This window comes from Tenacibaculum sp. SZ-18, from assembly GCF_002813915.1.
GTDB lineage: Bacteria > Bacteroidota > Bacteroidia > Flavobacteriales > Flavobacteriaceae > Polaribacter.
The window spans coordinates 2223108-2242318 of sequence record NZ_CP019335.1; the positions used below are offsets into that span (position 1 = coordinate 2223108).

Consider the following 19211-nt stretch of genomic DNA (forward strand, 5'->3'; position numbering starts at 1 on the left):
ATGCTTTCTTCAGCTCTTCTTCTCTCTTGTTTGGGTGGATTCTTTTAAAATATAAAGTACCTCCAAACTCTTTTTTAAAGTCCGAGAAAGGACGATTATATCCTTTCTCAAAGACTATCCCTTTATAATTCTCCATTAATTAGAGGGTATAGTTAAACTTACAGGTTCAGCTTCATACATTGCATTAGAATGAACAATAACGGGTCCAGTACCTTTAGAATGTAATTCCATTCCTGAAACAAACTCCGCTCCTGTCATTTCATAAATGCTATCAATAGGATTTATAAATGAAGTAGGATATAATGTTCCGTCAGCAAGTCTAACCTCTAAATCATCAGTTGTAAGAGTATTTACTTCTGTTCCTCCTGCACATCCCGAAGTTACTTTGAACTTTAAAGATGTCATTGTTGACTCAATAACATCTATATTAATATCATAGATGCCTTCTAAATCCTCTTTTGTTAAGTCTCCAGAAACAATAACTTGATCTAGAACATCATCCTTATCTTGAAAAGTGATTTCAACTTTTACATAAGGAACTTTTTCTTTTGTTGCCCTCATTCGAGTAACATTCAAATTTGTGATCTTTCTCCCTCGAACACTCTTTCCGTCTTTATCAAAAACTCCTGAGTAATCTCCTTCTGCATTGAATTCAAATAACTCGTCATATTCAGTATCTTCGTAGGACTTCAAAGCTTCATATGAACAAGGACTCAAGTAACACTCAAAGGTGATTTTCTCAACTCCTTTTTCTACAACTCGTGAAAAACTTCCTGTCTCATACTTTGTATCCTCAGTACTAGCATCAGCTAACTCAAATACATCATACAAAGGCACTAAACTTTTTGAAGCTATTGCAGCTTTCCATACATCAACATTTTTAAATGCTTTAACATCTGGAAACTTAAACCCATTTGATAATACAGGTAGTTTTAATCTACTTTCTAAACATTGATCAGAAGCTCCAGTATTCTTAGATTTCTTTTTATTATTTGTACATAATCCGATATATGCCATTTTTGGTATTTTTTTATTTAAAACAATTATTTTGAGAGTAAGTATAATCGAACGAAATGCCAATAAAATGATAAGGTTGCATATCAGTTAATTCAGTCTGATAATTTTTCAAAACTTCCTGACCTTTACTTACATTAATATCATCACCTATCTTTTTACTAATCAACTCGATTAACTCAACCCTAACTTCTTCATCACATCTATGAGAGATCCCAGTTTTAATCTTTGATAAATCAAGCAGAAAAACAATTTCTAGCTTTGTCTTAACTCTATTTCTACTTACCGTATAACTATTTGAGTCGATGAAAAAAACTCTACCACTAAAAGAATTATTTAACACTAACACTTCCTTATAATCATCTCTTTTAAAATGAATATGAAGTTTATTCTCTATAGTTTCGACTCTCCCATAAATCTCCAAATTCCAAGTAGAAAGTTTTGATTCTAAATACTTCTGTAAATTCTGTATTTCTCTATCAATTCCTACTGGATTAATCTTAAGTACTATCATCTTGCAGTTACAATTTTGTGATACTTCTGATTGATAAATAATACTTTACGAATCCTTTCAATTTCTCTTTTATATCTACTTATAAAACCTTTCACAAAAACACCATTCTCTTTATCATTAATACCGTTTAAATCAATAAACCAACGTTTGATATTATTGGTGTTAAATTTTTCAGTAAGATTAATTCGAGTACTGTTTAGAATATCAAACAATACTGATGATGTGTTTTTTAAAATGATAGCATAATCAAAAAGAGAAATATTTTCATTTATCCAGATTTCCTTTATTTCTTTCTGGTCATAGAAAACATCATGAAGCATTTGAAGAATCGCTCTTTTCTTTAATGAATCTAATTCATCCTTGAATTGAGTATTGGTAATATCAATATGAACAATCGTTTCATAAATAATAGGAATTCGAACACTTGAATGTTCTTCCTGTAGGTAACGACCACTTTCAGGTGAGTTAAAATTCAAATAACTAAAACTAGTGTTAAGAGGAGTTTTCCACTCAACACGAGTTTTTAATAATTCATATGCTTCTAAATGATTCACTAACTATGATTTAAGTTGACCAAATGCGAAAACTGCTGACTCATTAGCTGTACTTAAGAAAGCTCCTCCAATTGTATTATCTCTAGATATTTCATAGAAATCAACAATATCTTGAGCTTCTCCACCAGTAGATTGTGTATCTGCAACTTTTCTAGTAACATGTACCGCTAAAGGAGTGTTATAAATAGGATCAATCATAGTAGCGAAAAGACCAGCAGTTCCGTCAATGTTTCCATCACCTTTTCTGTTCTTAGAAGGAATCCAAGAAGACATTCCTACCATACCCTTCAACATTCCATAACCGAATCCACCGTAAGTCGCATTTGAAGCCTTTATTTCTTCAACTATAGTTAATCCACTTAGTTGAGCTGCTGTATTATCAGCATTTGAAACTCCATTAAAACCTAACTTTTGAAGATTTGCGAACATTCTCTGATCTGTAATTATATCATAAGCTCCATCATATCCGTTTGCACGCATTGCAGCTTGAATATTTTGACCTAAAAACTCCTTCTCCTCTGATGAATTTGTATTCTCATATACAAAACTAGTAGGGTTCCAAGTCATCAAAGTTTCATTACTTGCAACCTGCGACTTGTTTAATGCTAACCAATCAATAATTGCTTGATTCTCGTCTCTATATAAGTTTAAAAGAGCGTTTCTAAGCTTATTGTTAAAAATCTCTTCATAACTCATTTGATTTCTATCTGCCAATTTATGTGACACTTTAAAAACCTGAGATACTGTACTATAAGAAATATCTTTTTCCATCGTACTACCTAAATCTCCCATAGTGTGGTCAGCTTTTCTTGTATCACCTGAAGGTTGATAATCTCTAGCAAATAAAATTGCTTTTGTTGGTTGAGAATCTGACTTTTTCATCTCTTTTGAGTTTACAAACACTTGCGGTTCGTTCGCTCTGAAAACATTTAAAGCCCCTCTTTTTAATTCGCGCATTTCAGCCTCTTGAAAAGCTCCATTTGCTTTGGTGATTGCTTTTAAAAGCTCTGTTTGACTATATGACATTTTTTATTTTTTTTAATCGTAAAACTCTGGATTATCCATAGCTAGTTCTTTCGCTCGTGCAATAGCTTCTTCTCCTGCTGGATTAATTCCATCCTTTTCACATTGTTCAATAAATTGTTTGTAATTAACAGGTGTAGCACCTGCCGTATCATCTCCCCCTCTTCCTGGTTTAGATTTCTTTAACCAGTTTTTATCAGTCATGAACTGATTAAATACATCAACCATAGGAATGGGATTTTGCATTTTATCATCCTTTACTAAGTCTCCATTCAAATGAACTCCTTCTTCTGTAAAAGAATACCCTTGCGCTTGCATTTCTGTTAAGATAGTTTCACTTGACAGACCTACAGTATTCTGTGGAATTGCCGCTAGAATAGTTTGTCGTTGTTTGAATGATTGGAAATCTCCAACTGCTTTATCTCGCTCTCCTTCTAAAGATGAAATAGTACCTTGAAGTTTAGTAATAGAATCCAATGCATCCTGAAGTTTAGCGTCTGGCTCAATCTTAGCTTCTGTATTTGCCTTACTTACAATTGCTCCTACAATCTTTGTAATATCTTTTCCTTCAACTTCTACTCCAGAAATGTCTTTTATCTTTTTCGCTGATCGGTCAAAACCAACTGTTACACCTTCGTCATAACCAACTTTTTTGATGTTCTCATCTCTCGTAGATAATTCTTCATCTGTAAATGAGTTCAATTTTGGTAATTCAAACTTGATGTCGTTTTCTTTGTTTAATTCGGTCGCCAGTAACTTGGCATCAACTTTTAGCGTATCTGCTAGACTTTTTATAAATTCTTCTCTTTTCATTCTGGAAAAAAATTATTTTGTTAAACTAGAAACCAAAGCTTCTTTAACTTCAGCCTCTAAAGCTTCAATGGCTTTTAAAACTTTCTCTTCTCCAGTATTCTTATTAATCTTAGCAACACCTTCTAATTGGTTATAAGAATTAATGACTAACTTTAAATCGAACTGCTTGTCATTTAGAACAATTAGTTTAGATTCTTCATTAGACTCTCTCTTTTCTAACTCGTAAGTAAATTCGTGCTTCTTACTTTTCGTTAATCTGTTCGCAGTCTCCTGGTTAATAGTTACTACACGACAAACCTGTCCTTTGTTGTCGATTTCTTTAAATCTTTTTTGTTTCATCTTTGTATGATTTTGTATTAATAAATACCTCTAGATCTTTCTCTAATTCTTCCTTTCTTCCTAGTAATAATTGGGTTTCTGATTTAGATTTATACCATTCTTGGAAGTATATCTTCTTTTTCTTTTCAATAGAATCAATGTTTAATTTTACCACTTCGTCAATAGTCATGAAGACAAAAGGTTCTATCTTCAGTAATTTCATCTGAATAGCACATTCTTCCTCATTATTTGCGTAAAGTGATTGGATATATTCTTTGGTAAGATTTATTAAGAACACATAAGGCATTTTCTCAGCTTTTGCATTACATAACTTCTTCCATAAAACATCTGGGCTTTCGATTAAATATCTTCTTCCGTAATTAATAGAACTACCTTTATACTGCGATTCGTAGTGAAAAACTCCATATAGATCAGTTACAAACTTTTCTAACTTTTCGAAATTATCAGTAACAGAGTGTAACTTGTCATTTATGGGTTGAACATCAATCACAGCCTCAGTTGCTGTCTTAGATTGACCTTGAGATTCAATGGTATAATTTACATTCCAAAGTTCCTTGTATAACTCTTTCTTATGATCCTTTAAATCCTCTTTGTATTGTTTCCAAATATCAAGGTCTGGTGTTTCATGTCCTGAAAACTCTTTTAATACTGGACTTTCTTTATCAATAGGTAATGGAATCACTCGTTTGTCGGTTACATCACCTAAAGAACGTACACCTGTTCCATGGCATGAGGAGCATTCTACTTCTCCACCGTCTTCACCTCTGACAACACCTTCACCACTACATGTATTACAAGTTATACCGTATTCCCAATATTTAGAGAAACCAAATAATAGCTTGTGTTTTGAGTGTACTGAATTATCGTATAAAAATTTATTAGCTTTTTCAAGAGTGTTACTTACAAATGAAGATTTTATTCCCGAAACATCGTCGAAAATATCCGAGACAACAATCGCAGGACACTCATTAAAATGGTTCTCGAATGTTTCCTCTTCAATTAACCTTACTGTATCATTATCTTTTTCAAAGATGTAATCGTTAAGATCATCTACTACTCGATAATAAAATTTATCAGAGTCTTCATCCTTCTTGAATGGATTAAAAACAACATATTCTACTTTTTGCCCAACTAGTTTATAATCATAAATAGATGTAATGCTTTTAAAAGTTGCTTTAGGATTCTCATTCTCTACCTCTATAAATATGATTCCGTTAGGATCAGTTATATACTTATTGAATATTTTCTTTTCTAACCACTTTCTAACATTTAGACCATGCGCAACATTGTTTAGCTCCTCTCTAAATTTATCTTTTGAGGAATTAGGTAACTCATAGCGCTTTGTTCCTCCTTTGGCAGAAAATACTTTAGTAGTTGGATTTAATAAAGAATTATATAAACCTTTGTTTGACTCTATAATTTTAGATCCTACTTTAATTTGTAAGTCAGTCTCATAATCTTTTAGCGAAGCAAGATGTTCATGTACCCCAACAGCATTAACATGCATATTCAACTCGTTATGCTGCTTTATTGCCTCAGTAATTGATGCTTTATTAGGGTTGCTTTTGATTATTTCAATTATCTCTTCAGTAGATAATGTCATTGACAAACAGTTTTAAAATAAAAATCCTACTCATGGTGAATAGGATTTCTATGCTTATTAAAACTGATAGGTTGCCCATTACACCAATGTGTATCAGAGTAATAAGCAATACAAATATATGAATTATTTTCTTATTTAGAATTATTCTAAATAATATTTTTAATGACTATTAATTGGCTTGGAAACGATGTGTTTTTTTCTTTTACCCAAGTACTTGTTGTATTCAAGTTTATAGTACTCACAAATAAAATAGTCGTCTGTATCTGTTAGATGTCCATATTTTTCGTAGGTGATTTTTGTTACAGGATCTTTAGTCCTTTGTTTTAGTTTAGTTCCGTCGGGAGCTTCTTTAACACTTTCGTAATCTTCTATAGTTTTGGTGCAATTATCTGAAATGAGATATTCAATACCGAAGATATTCTCTTCAAAGATTTCATTAATAAAGTTTCCTCTACTACTTACACTTGGATTTTTAGATGGTAACCTTCTTGTAATAGTATAGCCATCCGATTTTAAACTATCTTCTATCAAAGTAAAGAAGTTCTCCCCTTGCTTTAATTTACTATCTCCTTTTAAACTGGTTCTATCCCCATATAGAAAAACCTTTTCTCTATTTGGTGGATATTTACGTTTGAATTCTTTCAATACATGAGCCAATGAATTATTAGGATGCTCTAAACATATCTCGTCAATCTTCCATGACCTTAGACCACTAGCCTGATAAATAGATAAGGATAAATACGGATGCAAATTTTCATCGAAGGAAATATGTAGTGGTTTATTTGATTCATAAGGTATTCTATCAGTAACATGTTTTTCAGCTTTAAACTTCTTATAAAACTCACCTCCTTTATTAAGTTTACCCCAATTACCTAAAGCATATATTGAATAAAAATTATAATCCGTCTTTTTATCATGATCAAAATCTGCTATGGTTTGAATATCTATAAAGCCAAAGCTTTTACACGGAGAACCAACAACCCAAAAGTTATTTAGATAAGTTGATTTGATAACTACAAAATTCGGTGGATATTCCTCTCCATTGACTTTTATTTTCCCTCCTTCCCATTTCTCCGAAACATGAGTATATTTTTCTTCAACATTCAGTCTTAAGACTCCATTATGATCTACCAAAGATTTAGAAAGTTGGTTTTGCTCTTCCATATCAAAAACCTTCTTCTTAATCCAATGTTCTTTATTGATAGGATTAAACATACAAACAATCTGCTGTCCTTCTATTCCTCTTAAACGCTTTCTAATCTGCTTGAAGTCTGCATAATCAAACTCAGACACTTCTTCTAACACAACCCTCTTAAACGATGAAATTCCTTTTATTTTTTCAGGATCATCTAATCCTTTAAATACAATTTGACTTCCATTGACACACTTAATCTTCTTTGCTTGACAATTGAAGAACCTATCGAGTTTTAAATCATAAATAATGTTCTTAAAGTCCTTGTAAATCGTCTCATCAATAGTTGCTGATACTTTTCTAAAAACTAATGTATCTGAATTCTCTATTAAACATCCAATTATTAGAATAGCCTGTGCAACAGAATAAGATTTTGCTGAAGAAGAGCCTCCATAACACCAAATAAATCTTCTGTATATGTTGGTAAGCTCTTTCTCTAAATGATGAAAGTTAGGATTAAATAACTTCCAATTGAATTTTAATTTAACCTTTGGCATTAATCTAATCTTCGTCGTCTCCTACGTAAAATTCAGTTATATCTAGTCTAGTTTCTTTCTTATCTACTAGACCATTCAATCTTTGGGTAATGCTTGGATTTATTAATCCTGCCAATCCTTTTTCTATCTGATCCTTTCTTATTTCTCTTCTTATACGTGAACAGATAGGGAAATAATCTTTATAAGATTCATTCTTTCCTTCGAAATATTCTGTTAAGTCTGGATAGGTTATTTCTGTATGATTCATTACAAAACACTCGAAACCTTCCATAGTTAAAGCTCTTGTATATTCTCTATTAACTACTTCCGCATCCTTTCCTACCCAATCCTTTCTAGTTAATGGATTTGTATCTACATCTTCTTTATACTGAGTGAAGAGTTCCCACATTCTCTCAGGAGTCTCTATGTATTTGTTTTTTCCCATTATTCTCTTCTTTTACGAATTGCTAATATGAAGATCATGTATAGTATTAATTCTAACATGCCTTTCTTGGAGGTTCAATTCCGTTTTCTTTTAGATTTTCCCCTAGTTCTTTATTGAAACTTACAAAATCGTTTGTCTCTTTGTTTTTAAAAATAATTGAAACTTCATCATAGTTATCTAATAGGTCCAACATTGCAAAACCAATTAATTGAGGATCTCTTGTCTCCTTTCCTTCTATGAATATTTTTTTATTGATTATTTCCATCTTTAGCTTTCTTTACTATGTTAATAGGTGTTTTCGCATACAGCTTCGTATGCCTTTATCTTTTGTAAAATGTATTCTTTGTCAAATGGGATTTTTCTTTTCTCTAAATATCTCATGTGAGCTTTAAAGAGAAATGACATGAAGTGTTTCTTATCTCCGTATTTAATATGCTCTTCTCTTGTTAGAGCTATTATATTTTCTATACGGTCTTTGTCTCCAGATGGATTCCCTCCCATACCTTTACATTCGATATGGTGTAAATCAACTCCTGGAGCATTAGATAGTTCCGAAGGTCTATAATCACAAAAATCTAAACCTAACGTTTTATGATAAATTTGAATGTGCTTTTTCAACTGTGTTCTTTCTTAAAAAAAGAAGTCTGTTGAAGTCTGTGGAAAGCTGTTGTAAATAAATTAATTAAAACAGAAAATGAAAACAAGTCAGTTGACTTGATTAACTAAGTAAATATAAGTAATAATTTCAAGACCAACTATATATTTATTAAAATAAAGACTATTGTTCCGGGTAGAAAAAAGGTTCAATTCCTTCAGCATCATTCATTGGTTTTCCTCTTTTTTTTCTTACTGGATAATCAACGAACTTTTTACTAATAAAACTATATAATAACTGTAGCTGTATAGCCAATATTTAGTTTGAATTTGGAAAGACTTATTAACATGCTACAAAATCAAGCAATCAATGCTACAAATTATAACGAACTTTGCAATATGTATTCAAAGTATTTCTCCAACGTAGTTAAAAGTCAAGGTGTGCCACACTTAAACGCTGATCAGTTTGTTCGCTATCAGAACATAATAGCATTAGAATATTTTATTAATCTTATAAAAAAGATTGGAGTATCGCACTCCTTATTTGGTCATGTTTCTAAAGCTGAAAAGAACTTGGAAAGACTTACTAAAAAACTATCTCCTGAAGAATTACTACAGGAGATGATTGAACTTTCTTATTGATGAAATAGAATTTCAGTTGCAATTAATTATACACCACTTAAGTTAGCAATATATTAATTTTAGATTTATTAATCAGAAAGAAAAAAGCGTAGAATAAGGTTATGATACACCGAGAAACCTAGATTTCGTCAACATTGATAATCCCTATGCTTTACTATTTTAAATTCGTTCAGTTCTATGAGAATATTATCTCGATTTTAAGTTGTTGAATTGTCAATAGTTTTCTTTCTAATCTTTTTTTCTATGAATAAAAATACAGTATATTTTGGTATTGATGTAAGTAAAGATGTTTTAGATGTTTATGATCATCAAGGTAATTTTCATCAGTTTAGTAATTCAATTAGGGGTTTTAAAAAGCTATTAAAAATGACTTCATATTCCAGTATATGTGTTATGGAGTCAACAGGTTATTATCATGTTCGTTTAGCATATTTTTTATTGGAAAATGGAGTTGGAGTTTGTGTTGAAAATCCACTAAAGATTAAGCGTTATATTCAAATGAATCTTTCAAAAATAAAGACAGACAAGAGTGATGCAAAACAAATATATAATTATGCATTAAGTCAGTCGCCAAGTTTATGGAAAGGAGAGAGTAAAGTTCAACAGGAGTGCTTGCAAATAGTACGTTTATTAAGTGTTTATACGAAGCAGCGTACTCAGTTAAAGAATAAAATCCATGGAGAAGAAGTTTTAGGAATCCCGAGTAAATTTGTTTTGAGATCATTGAAGAAACAATTAAAATCGCTGAATAAAGAGGTTGTAAGTTTAGAAGAACTATTGACCCTAAAGGTAAAAGAAGAACACCAAAAAGAATTGAGTTTACTTACATCAATTCCAAGTATTGGTTCTAAAACAGCCTTAGCATTAATTGTATTTACCGATGGATTTCAACGATTTGATTCAGCAAAAGAATTATGTAGTTACGCAGGAATCACCCCTATCATTAGAGAGTCAGGTAGCAGTATAAAAGGGAAACCTAGAATTAGTAAAATAGGTAATACTAAACTCAGGAATTTATTATTCATGTGTAGTTTTAATGCTTATAAATATAATAAGGCTTGTAAGGCACTTTATCAACGTCTAGTAGCTAAAGGGAAGAGTAAGAAATTAGCATTAATAGCAGTGTGTAACAAGTTATTAAAACAGGCTTTTGCTATTGTAAAAAGTGGTTTGCCTTATGATGAAAACTTTGTGTCAAAATTAAGCTAAAAATGCTTGTTTTTTATCTCAGTTCTTTGTTACCTACAGTTTTTTCTTATATACATATAAATCGTCATTGATTTTATGTAAATCATAATTAGTAGATAGTTTTGTTAATTCCTGTTGGTCTTTTAAAGGGTAAAAAGTTTCTAAACGATTAAATTCAACATTTCCTTTTCCTTTAATTTGTTTAATTCTTTTGTTTACCCATATTTGGTAATCTGTTCCATTGTACTGAAAAGAAATTTTATTTATAGATTCTCCGGCATAAATTCCAGAGTTATCAATTTCATTAAAAATGTCTTTCAATTTTTTACTTAATAATTTAGGTTCAAAATCCTCATTATGAAAAGTTTTTGTGGTATTAACTTTAGTAATTTCTGCAAAATGTCTATTCAGGATATGGATAATACTGAATTCATTTATTTCAATTTTTGTCTTATTGAGTGTAATAATAAATTCTTTGTTATCAAATAATTCAAAAATTTGAAGAGAAATACAATAAATGTATTTAGACTGGAGTAATATCTTCTTTTTATTTAGGGTATATTTTTCTTTATCACGTCTAAAAAATAACTTACCCTTTTTCTTTTCTAATTCCTTTAAATCATTTCTTACCTCTTTTGATATTTCTGATAATAATTTCTCTCGGTGCTTAGTAATATTAATTGTCTTATACCATTTTTCCTTTATTAAATCAAGAAATTTCAGGTCTTTCTTTATTTCAAATACTGAAGGATTATATAAATAAGTACCTCTAACTTTTTCATAAGTACTTTTACCCGTTAAATCCTTAAAGTAAGTAAGGTATAAACTTTTAAATCTAAAGTTTTCGCAACAGTCATAGTCTTTAACAAAACCGTCTTCAAGTTGTGATAATTTGACGCCCAAACAAAAAAAATCTTTTTCATGCTCCGTTAGTTTTATATTGTTTATCGCTTTTTCTTTTAAATTTTCAAAAATCTTCCGAGTTCTTACTTGTTCACCTTTTACATCTCTTTTAAAATCTAATTCCTCTATTTTGTATGGCATTCTTATATTGTCGGTAACGGTTTGTGTAAGTTTTGCTTCCTGTGTTGCGCCTGCGGCAGGAAGTGAAATTTACACTTTGTTAGCAACTTTTATTTTTTAATTCCTTTTTTAACATTTCATTATTTTGTTCAAGTTTTAATATCAAATCATTTAATTTTTCATTTTTTTTTAATAAATCAGTTTCTTTAATTGCCTCTATAAGTAAATCTGCCATTTCATTATCTTCAATTTCTTCTAATTCTGGTAATTTGAAGTCTTTTTTTAAATTAAAGTCAGTATATGAAGCTATCCTAAAATTATTTATTAATTCATCATCATCAAAGTATTCAAAATCTAATTCTAAAACTTCAATTATATTTGATATCCAATTAATTGAATCAACATTTAAACAACCTAAATAATTAAAAAAAATTTCACAATCTGATGGAATCATTAAATCTATTTCTATTCCGAATTCTTTTTGTAATTTATTATCATTTATATCAATATATGAATTGATTGAAGATTCCAATATTGTCTTATATCCAATAAATATTTGAGCTGTTTTATTTTCTTTATTTTTTTTAGAAAAAAAATCAGGTGACCATTGAGCTGCTCTTTTTAATATATCTTCATCTAAATGTCCTCCAATTTTATTTCTCATATGATTAATTAAACCTCCTCTTTTTCTAATGCTTCTCGCTTTATCTTTTAATTCATCATTGTTTCTTAGATATAAATTGAATTTATTTAAAGACTCAATAAAAGTATTTAATACAATGAGGTTTTGTTTTATTAATCTAAATTTCTTTATGGGATTAAATTCATTATTTAAAGATTCATGAAAATAATTTAACTCATCTTTTAATAAATATAATCCAAGTACTTTATTTCTTATTTCCATTATTTTTTTTAATTGTTACTAACGTTTTGTGTATGGTGCGTATCCCGCAGGGTATGCACTATACACTTTGTTGTGGTTAGTTTTTCTTTATTTCGTTCATTCGTTCTATAGCTTCTGGTTCACCTTTTTCAACGGCTTTCTCCAAGTACTCAATACCTTTTTCAGTTTCCCCCTGGTTGATAAGGAAATTTGCGTAATGTAGTTCCAAAAGGTCGACTGGAACAGTTTCGGATTCAAAAGCCAATTTAAAATTTGACTCAGCTTGTTCTAATTCATTTTTAGCTAGATGATACAAGGCTAAGTTTCTGTATGTATAGGCATTGTCATTGTTTTCCGTTTTCAAAGCCTTTTCAAGTTGTTGCTTACCTTCTTCTATTTGCCCCATTTGGATTAAGGAGTATCCTAAATTGTCATAGGCAAAACCGTAATTTGGATCTATTTGAAGTGCTTTGTCAAAATTTGTAATGCTTTTCTCATAGGCACCACTTCTTATCTGGTAATATCCAATATTATTGTAAACATCAGATTTTAGCAATTCATCGTTCGTTAGAAATAAGATTTTTTGAAGGTTGGAAATAGCTTCTTCATAATTACCTTTTTTATACTCTTGGTCAGCTAAATGAAATAAATCATTGGCATCAAGTTCAGCTTTACTGAAAACTGTCGAAGGCGAATCATTAAGAAAAGCAATAGCACCTTCAAATAGTATTTTATTTTCTTGAGACAGTTCATTTTTCCACTCTGGATTATCTTGTTCTATTAGCTTCGAATAAGTTGCTAATCCGAAAGCCATTACTTCACTTGGCATTTCAGAAACATAGTTCCATTTGGTTTCCCAAAATCCATCATCAATTCTTCCTCTATCAGTTAAGTTTTGAGAAAGTGGAATTCCAAAGCCGAAATAGATTCCTGCAATAAATATGAATAATGAAGTATCATCTCCTGTGTCGTATTGCAGTTTATTTTCTTTTAGTCGAATTTTAATGAATTCATAAATTAGACTAAATACGAGTCGGTTTGGTCGTTTAGAAATACTTTTGGCAATGTGAATTTTGTAATTGTTCTCCGTCACCTCTGTTTCAGTTTCAAATGGCTTGCCTTCCATTTCAAATGGCATCCCATAAACATCTCGTAAATCCTCGTGCAGCTCAAACCTAATTTTAATAGAATCTACTCCTAGCAAGTTGCAGAGGTCTTCAATCAAGTTTTGGACTATTAAATCACTGGTTGAAAAGGTCTTTGGAAAGAATTTATCCGTAATAAGAATTTGCTCACTTTGTCTACTAGGGTAGCCAAATACTTTAATCAACCATTTAAAATTATCCTCAACCCAATCTCTATCAGGTTCCGTTATTCGAAACTTTGGCTCTTTTATTTTCTTATTGAATCCGAATAATTTCATTTTATCTAATTAACCACAACTCGTTATATCTGCATAAATATTACTATTTATCAATTAAATATTCCGGATAACGAAAACTATAGCATTTTTTTAGTGTTTCTATTTATCGGGGTATTTCTCAAAAGTATTGAAAATAATTTCTATTAGGAAATAAATTTATAGTACGTCTTAATAAAAAATCTCCCGAGGAATTACTTCAGGAGATTATTGAATTGTCTTGTTGAATTTAAATGTACTTGAAAACTCAATTACTTATAGACAATGTTGTATGCAGTTATTATTTATTTATTGTCAGTTTAGTAACACCTTGATTTATTTTTTTGCCTTTTAAGCTATAGGCTAATATTTGAGGATTGATTATAGTTTCCTTATCATACATATGTGATTTTATTGATGCAACAGCTTGTAGAGCGTTAGAAATAGATGCAGGTGATAAATCAGAAGTAGTCGGAATTAAATCATTTATTTTTTGTGAACCAATTCCACTTACTCTTACTTCCAATGCTCCTTCAACTTTATCAATATCTGCTACTAAACTAAAAGGACTTGATAAATTTATACCTGCTTTTAAAGTCTTTATTTTAGCCACCATTCTAACACCAACACCTACTAAAATTGATTCATATTCTTTAAAGTCGGTATCTAAAGTTTGTGTTTGAGAAAAATCATAGATTACTTGATAATATTTGTCTTTTACTGAAACACCAACTCCAAGAACATCTAATTTTCCTTCTTTAGTCATTTGATAAACGGTTACATTAGATACTATATTTGAAAAGGATTTTAGTAATGTTTTGTCATGAGCTAAATCATTCACAGCCGCTTTGGATATTTTATTATCATCGCCTACGTGATAAATATTCCCATCATAATTATATGGTGTAGTAAAGGAAATGTAATCTGATGTACTTTGAGCAAGAATCAAATTGGTAAATAAAATACAGAAAAGAAGATTTAGAGTAATTTTTGAAGTTTTCATAATGTTTGGTTTTTAATGTGATAAAACTCGTTATATCGGTATGTATTTCTCTATATCGATTGATTATTAAGAACAACGAGAACTATAGGATTTTTTTAGTGTTAATATTTATCGGGGTGATTTCAAAAATATCGAAAATTATTTCCTTAGAGAAATTAATTTTAATAAGACCATCAATTACAAAAATTATATAATATCCTTTCTCCAAGTGTATTAGGAATAACATGCTTTAAATCTGCATATTTTCCGTAATCATTTGAGTTTATAGTTTTTCCATTTTCATCATAACTTATTTCGGCTAAAGTTCCCATCATTTTATTTTCACAATCAAACTCATGAAGTATAAGAACCCTTTTTATTTTCTGTTTATTGCCTAAAATGGTTTCCTCAATTTTAATCTTTTTGTATTCCATCATATACCATGCTGATTTTTTAGAATGATCTTTGGTAAAGATTTTAAATTCTTCATTTTCCTCTAGCAATTTCCAATCCGAAGTTTGTGAATTACTATTTAAACTAAATGCAAAAAATAGGATTATTAAATATTTCATATAATGTTTTTAGTCTTATTTATCTTTTGGTTCAAGCATACATAACACCTAATATGATGCTACATATTCTTTTTATCGGGACAATTTCAAAAATATTGAAAATAAAGATATTTACAAAAACAGTGTAATATGAAAAGCTAACTTTTTTGTTTTTACTGAATAGCTACTTTTCTATAATTTGATATTGCAACCAATGTGTAACAACATGATCATCTTTGTATTTAAGAACTTCTCCTATATTAGGATCATAGAACTTATTGTTTCTTTTTAATACGAAATGACCTATTTCATTAGGGTATTGAAACCTTACTACTGAATCATTAGGAATTTCATCAAGAGTTATATCTACTCCTTGAACCAATCTTGTTTTATAACCTTTAGAATTCAGATAAAACATTATGTCTCCTCTTAGACTTAATGACCAATTGTTTTGAAGATTTTTACAAATCTCTTGAATTGATTCTCCTGTTATCATAGAAATACATGCATGACCACATTGCATACTATGAAATGATTGACCTACGTAATTCATACTTATTTTTTAAGCAACTTTCAACCTTTGTATTATACTATTGCTATTATTCTTTCAATTAAGGCTTTAGTTTTAACAATATCCTTTTCTACTTCTTGTTTCACAAATTCAAACTCTTTAATCTCCCAATCTTTAATATCCGATTGACATAAAGCCTCATTAGCATAGGCTAATTGTCCATTTAAAGATTGTAATTTCTCCTTGTTTAATTTTAATTGAAAGTTCATAATTTCTATTTGTTTTATAACTACACTACAAATATAAGTTACTTTTATTTGTTATACAAGCTATTTTACAAATAAAAGTTACTTTTTTTTGTAATTAATATATACATTTGTAGCATGGCATTAAAAGCAAATAAATTTTACACGGCTTCAATCCCTGAAAAGGGAGTTGTTATTTGGGATACTACATTAAGACCACTATGTGTTCAATTAAAACTATATGACTCCGAAGTTCTCGGATATGATTCCCTATTCAGAAAATTTAAAGAATCTGATAAAATTGAATACACAACCAAATCAGGTACTAAATACATTATTCAAAAATTATCGCGATAGTTTAATCATGAAACTTTAATGAAAGATCTTATTTACATACCCATTCTAATAATTATCTGGCTTTTTGGAGTATGGTTGAATAGCTACATCCGAAAAAACAAACACAAGCACTAAAATTTTGATTGATAGATTTTTTCACCACCTTTTATAAACCTCCAATTAAACAAGCTAGTTTTTCTGGATCATGTAATGTGCTTTCCATACTGATTTTATAAGCTCTGAGTTCTTCGTTTTCTTTCTCGAGATTTCTTATTAATTGGTTCTTATTTTCTTCTCTACCCTCTTTTAAACCTACTTCGTAACCTTCTTTAGCAATCTGAACATAAGTTGGGTATGGCTTGTATTTCGCAATTAAATCATTTTTTGTCATCAGTTTTAATATTTTTGGTTTACTTGATTTTTGACTACCTCACTTTCTTTGATAAAAGTATGATCGTATTGTTCAGAAAAAGGGATATACCTCTTTTCAATATCACTCCAAAAACACAATTGAACATCTGTTACAAATTTGTTGAAACCTGTTTTTTCAACTTTATCTTCTAAAGTAAAAAGGAGTGTGTTTCCATCTTTGATTTCATTATTTTCTTTATCTCTCCAAATCATAATTTCATTAATTTTTTTCTTTTTTTACTCAAAAATGAGTGTGTTGTTTTTATATTTATTTTTGTTACTATCAATTTTTAAAATCAAATTATATGTTAGAAAAAGATGTAACTTACAAGTTCACTTCAGCTACGAGTAATGAATCATTTCCAGTTAGAATAGTTCTTGAGAAATCCGAGTTTTCCAGTTCTGAAAATGGTCATTCTGGAAATTTTGATTTCTTAGTATCTAGGGTTGCTCCAATTGGAGTTCCAAAGAGAGATGAATTCTTTTGTATAAAAGAAGAACTTAGCGAATTATCTTAATCAAAGCTCCTTAGGGAGCTTTTATTTTAACTACAATTAGTTTATAATTTGTTTCTAAAATTTTAGACATAAAAAAACACCTTAATTAAGGTGTTTGTAGTAAATAATATTAACGGTTAGTATATGAAAAGTAGGTGATTTCGAAGCATTAAACTTTCGGTTAAGCACAAAGTTTGATAAGAGCTAAAAGCTTTGAATTTATTGCTGTTTCGCCTATTTTTTATATACATTGTTACCTGCTGGCTTTCTTATTTCTTAATCAATTTATAGCTTGAAAGATTGCTATTTATGTTTACATGTATAAAATAGACTCCTGTTTCTATCACATTCAAGTCTAATATTTTTTGATTTGAACTTTCAAGAATAAGTTTTCCATTCATATCAAATATTGATACAGTAAATTCCGATTGGATTTCATCAATATCTATTGTTAATTGGTTTTCTGTAGGATTTGGATAAATACTGATGTTTTCTGATTGACTATCAATTTCATTCAATGAAAGAATTGCTGAGCAAAATGCAGTCCTTTCATTTATTGGGTCACTACAAGGATTCGTATATATCGATTCAGGATAAATTGGTGAGGGGTTATCTGTAACTGTTAGTGGGTTTAATTGTGACCCCATGCTCACTTGGGCAGCACTTCCATTTCCAAGTGCAATATCCTTAGCTGTCAAGTTACCTGTAAAAGTATAGTCTGCAAGTGCATTGAGTAACCGAAATGTAATGTAATAGTCATAAGCATTATACACACTATTTGTTGTGTACTGCGCTGCTTCACTGTGATTCGCTTCATAAACGTATCCCGAAACAGAGTCAGGATAAACGATAATGCAATCTTTGTTATTGCTATCAATGGATATATTATTAAAAACATCCATTCCCATTCTCAAATCGTTAATGTCATCTTTATCGTAAAGAACAGTTAGCATCTTGCAATCGGTCGGAAAATTCGCAAGAGAACTCGTTCCTAGCTCAAATGAATAATAAGGGGCATCACAATAAATGAATTTTCCATTTGCACCCCAATTATTTTCAGTAAATAGCCTATACGATATTCTCGGAACAGCACCACCACCAAGCGAGTGACCATAAAAACCTACGCGTGAAGTGTCAATTATGTTCGGTAGATTTTGGGCTGCTTTGACAAAGCCATCAAATAGCGTGGTATATCTTTCCGCATTGGTAACTCCAAAGCTTTTGTACGGCACATGTACTACAGCGTATCCATTTGAAACCAAGTTATTGATAGTTTCTTGGGAAAATGATGGGTAAATCCCCCCCCATCCGTGTAAAAAGAAAATAGTCGGAACGGCTGTTGTTATGCCTTTTGGATAAAAGACTGAAATGTCCCGTGCTAAGAAATTATCGTTTGTAATATATGATACTGAAATTCCATTTGTTCCAAACGAACCATAACCACTTGTGATTGCTGGAACTGGTCCTTCGTATTGTCCAAAGCAATTTGAAATTGCTAAGAATAAGGTGATTATTATAAAGTGATATTTCATATTTTTCATTTTTTTCAGCTTGCAGGTAACTTGTTTATATACGCATAAAATACGTCGTTATACACCCGATTTGGTATAGAAATCGACGTATTAATATGTATATACCTTTCTAGTAAAATTAGAAAAAAATATTATTTACTACAATTATGTCAATGAACTTTCCGCCTTTGAGGTATCGGAGAACCTACACTATTTTTATAATTGGTATTTCATACCCCAACTCATTGAGAATTTTACAAATAAACAGAGGTAATTCATCAACTTCGATTTCTCCCTTTCTTACTCTCTTCAAAAGATTCATGTAATGACGATGAGGCAGTTCTCTTTTTATTGCCCAAATTGAAGCCACATTATTGAGATCCTTAGTTGATAATTCTGAAATACTAATCATTATTTCATTCGTTACGACAATGATTTTGCCTTTAATATTATGATTGAACTCAA

Annotated in this window: 26 protein-coding genes; 4 read left to right on the plus strand and 22 right to left on the minus strand. The window is 30.2% G+C overall.

Annotation, left to right across the window (positions count from 1 at the left end; all coding sequences use genetic code 11):
- Positions 1-135 precede the first annotated feature (135 nt).
- The 12 genes from BTO06_RS09790 to BTO06_RS18885 form a co-directional block, all read right to left on the minus strand.
- On the minus strand, positions 136-1017 hold the full coding sequence (locus tag BTO06_RS09790) for a hypothetical protein (protein WP_100925128.1): 882 nt from the start codon (positions 1015-1017) through the stop codon (positions 136-138).
- Between the two features lie 13 nt (positions 1018-1030).
- Positions 1031-1528, minus strand: a complete 498-nt coding sequence (locus tag BTO06_RS09795) for a hypothetical protein (RefSeq protein ID WP_100925129.1) — start codon at positions 1526-1528, stop codon at positions 1031-1033.
- Positions 1525-2082 carry a hypothetical protein gene (locus BTO06_RS09800; RefSeq protein ID WP_100925130.1) on the minus strand — a complete coding sequence of 186 codons (558 nt, stop codon included), beginning with the start codon at positions 2080-2082 and terminating at the stop codon, positions 1525-1527. Before BTO06_RS09800 ends, BTO06_RS09795 begins: the two co-directional genes overlap by 4 nt.
- Positions 2083-2085: 3 nt before the next feature.
- Positions 2086-3108 carry a hypothetical protein gene (locus tag BTO06_RS09805; RefSeq protein ID WP_100925131.1) on the minus strand — a complete coding sequence of 341 codons (1023 nt, stop codon included), beginning with the start codon at positions 3106-3108 and terminating at the stop codon, positions 2086-2088.
- Between the two features lie 12 nt (positions 3109-3120).
- A complete protein-coding gene (locus tag BTO06_RS09810) occupies positions 3121-3918 on the minus strand; it encodes a hypothetical protein (RefSeq protein WP_100925132.1) in 798 nt (265 codons plus the stop codon).
- 12 nt (positions 3919-3930) lie between these two features.
- Positions 3931-4257 carry a hypothetical protein gene (locus BTO06_RS09815; RefSeq protein ID WP_100925133.1) on the minus strand — a complete coding sequence of 109 codons (327 nt, stop codon included), beginning with the start codon at positions 4255-4257 and terminating at the stop codon, positions 3931-3933.
- Entirely contained in the window at positions 4238-5860 is a 1623-nt protein-coding gene (locus BTO06_RS09820) for a zinc finger-like domain-containing protein (RefSeq protein WP_100925134.1), read from the minus strand. Before BTO06_RS09820 ends, BTO06_RS09815 begins: the two co-directional genes overlap by 20 nt.
- 159 nt (positions 5861-6019) lie before the next feature.
- A complete protein-coding gene (locus BTO06_RS09825; RefSeq protein WP_100925135.1) occupies positions 6020-7549 on the minus strand; it encodes a PBSX family phage terminase large subunit in 1530 nt (509 codons plus the stop codon).
- Between the two features lie 4 nt (positions 7550-7553).
- On the minus strand, positions 7554-7973 hold the full coding sequence (locus BTO06_RS09830) for a terminase small subunit (RefSeq protein WP_100925136.1): 420 nt from the start codon (positions 7971-7973) through the stop codon (positions 7554-7556).
- A gap of 52 nt (positions 7974-8025) precedes the next feature.
- Positions 8026-8238 (minus strand): hypothetical protein, encoded by a 213-nt coding sequence (locus BTO06_RS09835; RefSeq protein WP_100925137.1) that lies wholly within the window; start codon positions 8236-8238, stop codon positions 8026-8028.
- Positions 8239-8258: 20 nt separating this feature from the next.
- On the minus strand, positions 8259-8591 hold the full coding sequence (locus tag BTO06_RS09840; RefSeq protein WP_100925138.1) for a hypothetical protein: 333 nt from the start codon (positions 8589-8591) through the stop codon (positions 8259-8261).
- Positions 8592-8751: 160 nt separating this feature from the next.
- Positions 8752-8883: a hypothetical protein gene (locus BTO06_RS18885; RefSeq protein WP_257790633.1), complete on the minus strand. Its 132-nt coding sequence runs from the start codon at positions 8881-8883 to the stop codon at positions 8752-8754.
- 32 nt (positions 8884-8915) lie between these two features.
- Here BTO06_RS18885 and BTO06_RS09845 point away from each other — a divergent pair, with 32 nt between their 5' ends.
- Complete coding sequence (locus BTO06_RS09845) at positions 8916-9209, plus strand: hypothetical protein (RefSeq protein ID WP_100925139.1); 294 nt, start codon at positions 8916-8918, stop codon at positions 9207-9209.
- Between the two features lie 243 nt (positions 9210-9452).
- On the plus strand, positions 9453-10418 hold the full coding sequence (locus BTO06_RS09850; protein ID WP_100925140.1) for a transposase: 966 nt from the start codon (positions 9453-9455) through the stop codon (positions 10416-10418).
- A 33-nt stretch (positions 10419-10451) separates the two neighbouring features.
- Here the strand turns inward: BTO06_RS09850 and BTO06_RS09855 are convergent, their stop codons facing one another.
- The 7 genes from BTO06_RS09855 to BTO06_RS09885 all read right to left on the minus strand — a co-directional run bounded on the left by BTO06_RS09855 (position 10452) and on the right by BTO06_RS09885 (position 16015).
- Positions 10452-11441: a hypothetical protein gene (locus tag BTO06_RS09855; protein ID WP_100925141.1), complete on the minus strand. Its 990-nt coding sequence runs from the start codon at positions 11439-11441 to the stop codon at positions 10452-10454.
- Positions 11442-11520: 79 nt separating this feature from the next.
- Positions 11521-12324 (minus strand): hypothetical protein, encoded by an 804-nt coding sequence (locus BTO06_RS09860; RefSeq protein WP_100925142.1) that lies wholly within the window; start codon positions 12322-12324, stop codon positions 11521-11523.
- 76 nt (positions 12325-12400) lie between these two features.
- Entirely contained in the window at positions 12401-13726 is a 1326-nt protein-coding gene (locus tag BTO06_RS09865) for a tetratricopeptide repeat protein (protein ID WP_100925143.1), read from the minus strand.
- Between the two features lie 277 nt (positions 13727-14003).
- Positions 14004-14705 (minus strand): hypothetical protein, encoded by a 702-nt coding sequence (locus BTO06_RS09870; RefSeq protein WP_100925144.1) that lies wholly within the window; start codon positions 14703-14705, stop codon positions 14004-14006.
- Positions 14706-14878: 173 nt separating this feature from the next.
- Positions 14879-15256 (minus strand): surface-adhesin E family protein, encoded by a 378-nt coding sequence (locus tag BTO06_RS09875; RefSeq protein WP_100925145.1) that lies wholly within the window; start codon positions 15254-15256, stop codon positions 14879-14881.
- A 163-nt stretch (positions 15257-15419) separates the two neighbouring features.
- Positions 15420-15788, minus strand: coding sequence for a hypothetical protein (locus BTO06_RS09880; protein ID WP_100925146.1), 369 nt, complete (start codon positions 15786-15788; stop codon positions 15420-15422).
- 32 nt (positions 15789-15820) lie between these two features.
- Entirely contained in the window at positions 15821-16015 is a 195-nt protein-coding gene (locus BTO06_RS09885) for a hypothetical protein (protein ID WP_100925147.1), read from the minus strand.
- A gap of 114 nt (positions 16016-16129) precedes the next feature.
- Between BTO06_RS09885 and BTO06_RS09890 the strand changes: the two genes are divergently transcribed.
- The gene (locus tag BTO06_RS09890) at positions 16130-16348 is read left to right on the plus strand and encodes a hypothetical protein (RefSeq protein WP_100925148.1); all 219 of its coding nucleotides are present in this window, start codon (positions 16130-16132) and stop codon (positions 16346-16348) included.
- A gap of 145 nt (positions 16349-16493) precedes the next feature.
- Here the strand turns inward: BTO06_RS09890 and BTO06_RS09895 are convergent, their stop codons facing one another.
- Both BTO06_RS09895 and BTO06_RS09900 read right to left on the minus strand, forming a co-directional pair.
- Positions 16494-16718, minus strand: a complete 225-nt coding sequence (locus BTO06_RS09895) for a hypothetical protein (RefSeq protein ID WP_100925149.1) — start codon at positions 16716-16718, stop codon at positions 16494-16496.
- Positions 16719-16723: 5 nt separating this feature from the next.
- Positions 16724-16951 carry a hypothetical protein gene (locus tag BTO06_RS09900; protein ID WP_100925150.1) on the minus strand — a complete coding sequence of 76 codons (228 nt, stop codon included), beginning with the start codon at positions 16949-16951 and terminating at the stop codon, positions 16724-16726.
- A gap of 92 nt (positions 16952-17043) precedes the next feature.
- Here BTO06_RS09900 and BTO06_RS09905 point away from each other — a divergent pair, with 92 nt between their 5' ends.
- Entirely contained in the window at positions 17044-17256 is a 213-nt protein-coding gene (locus BTO06_RS09905) for a hypothetical protein (protein ID WP_100925151.1), read from the plus strand.
- 248 nt (positions 17257-17504) lie between these two features.
- On the opposite strand, the gene BTO06_RS09910 is transcribed toward BTO06_RS09905, so the two are convergent.
- Positions 17505-18767 carry a T9SS type A sorting domain-containing protein gene (locus BTO06_RS09910; protein ID WP_157811798.1) on the minus strand — a complete coding sequence of 421 codons (1263 nt, stop codon included), beginning with the start codon at positions 18765-18767 and terminating at the stop codon, positions 17505-17507.
- Between the last annotated feature and the right edge of the window lie 444 nt (positions 18768-19211).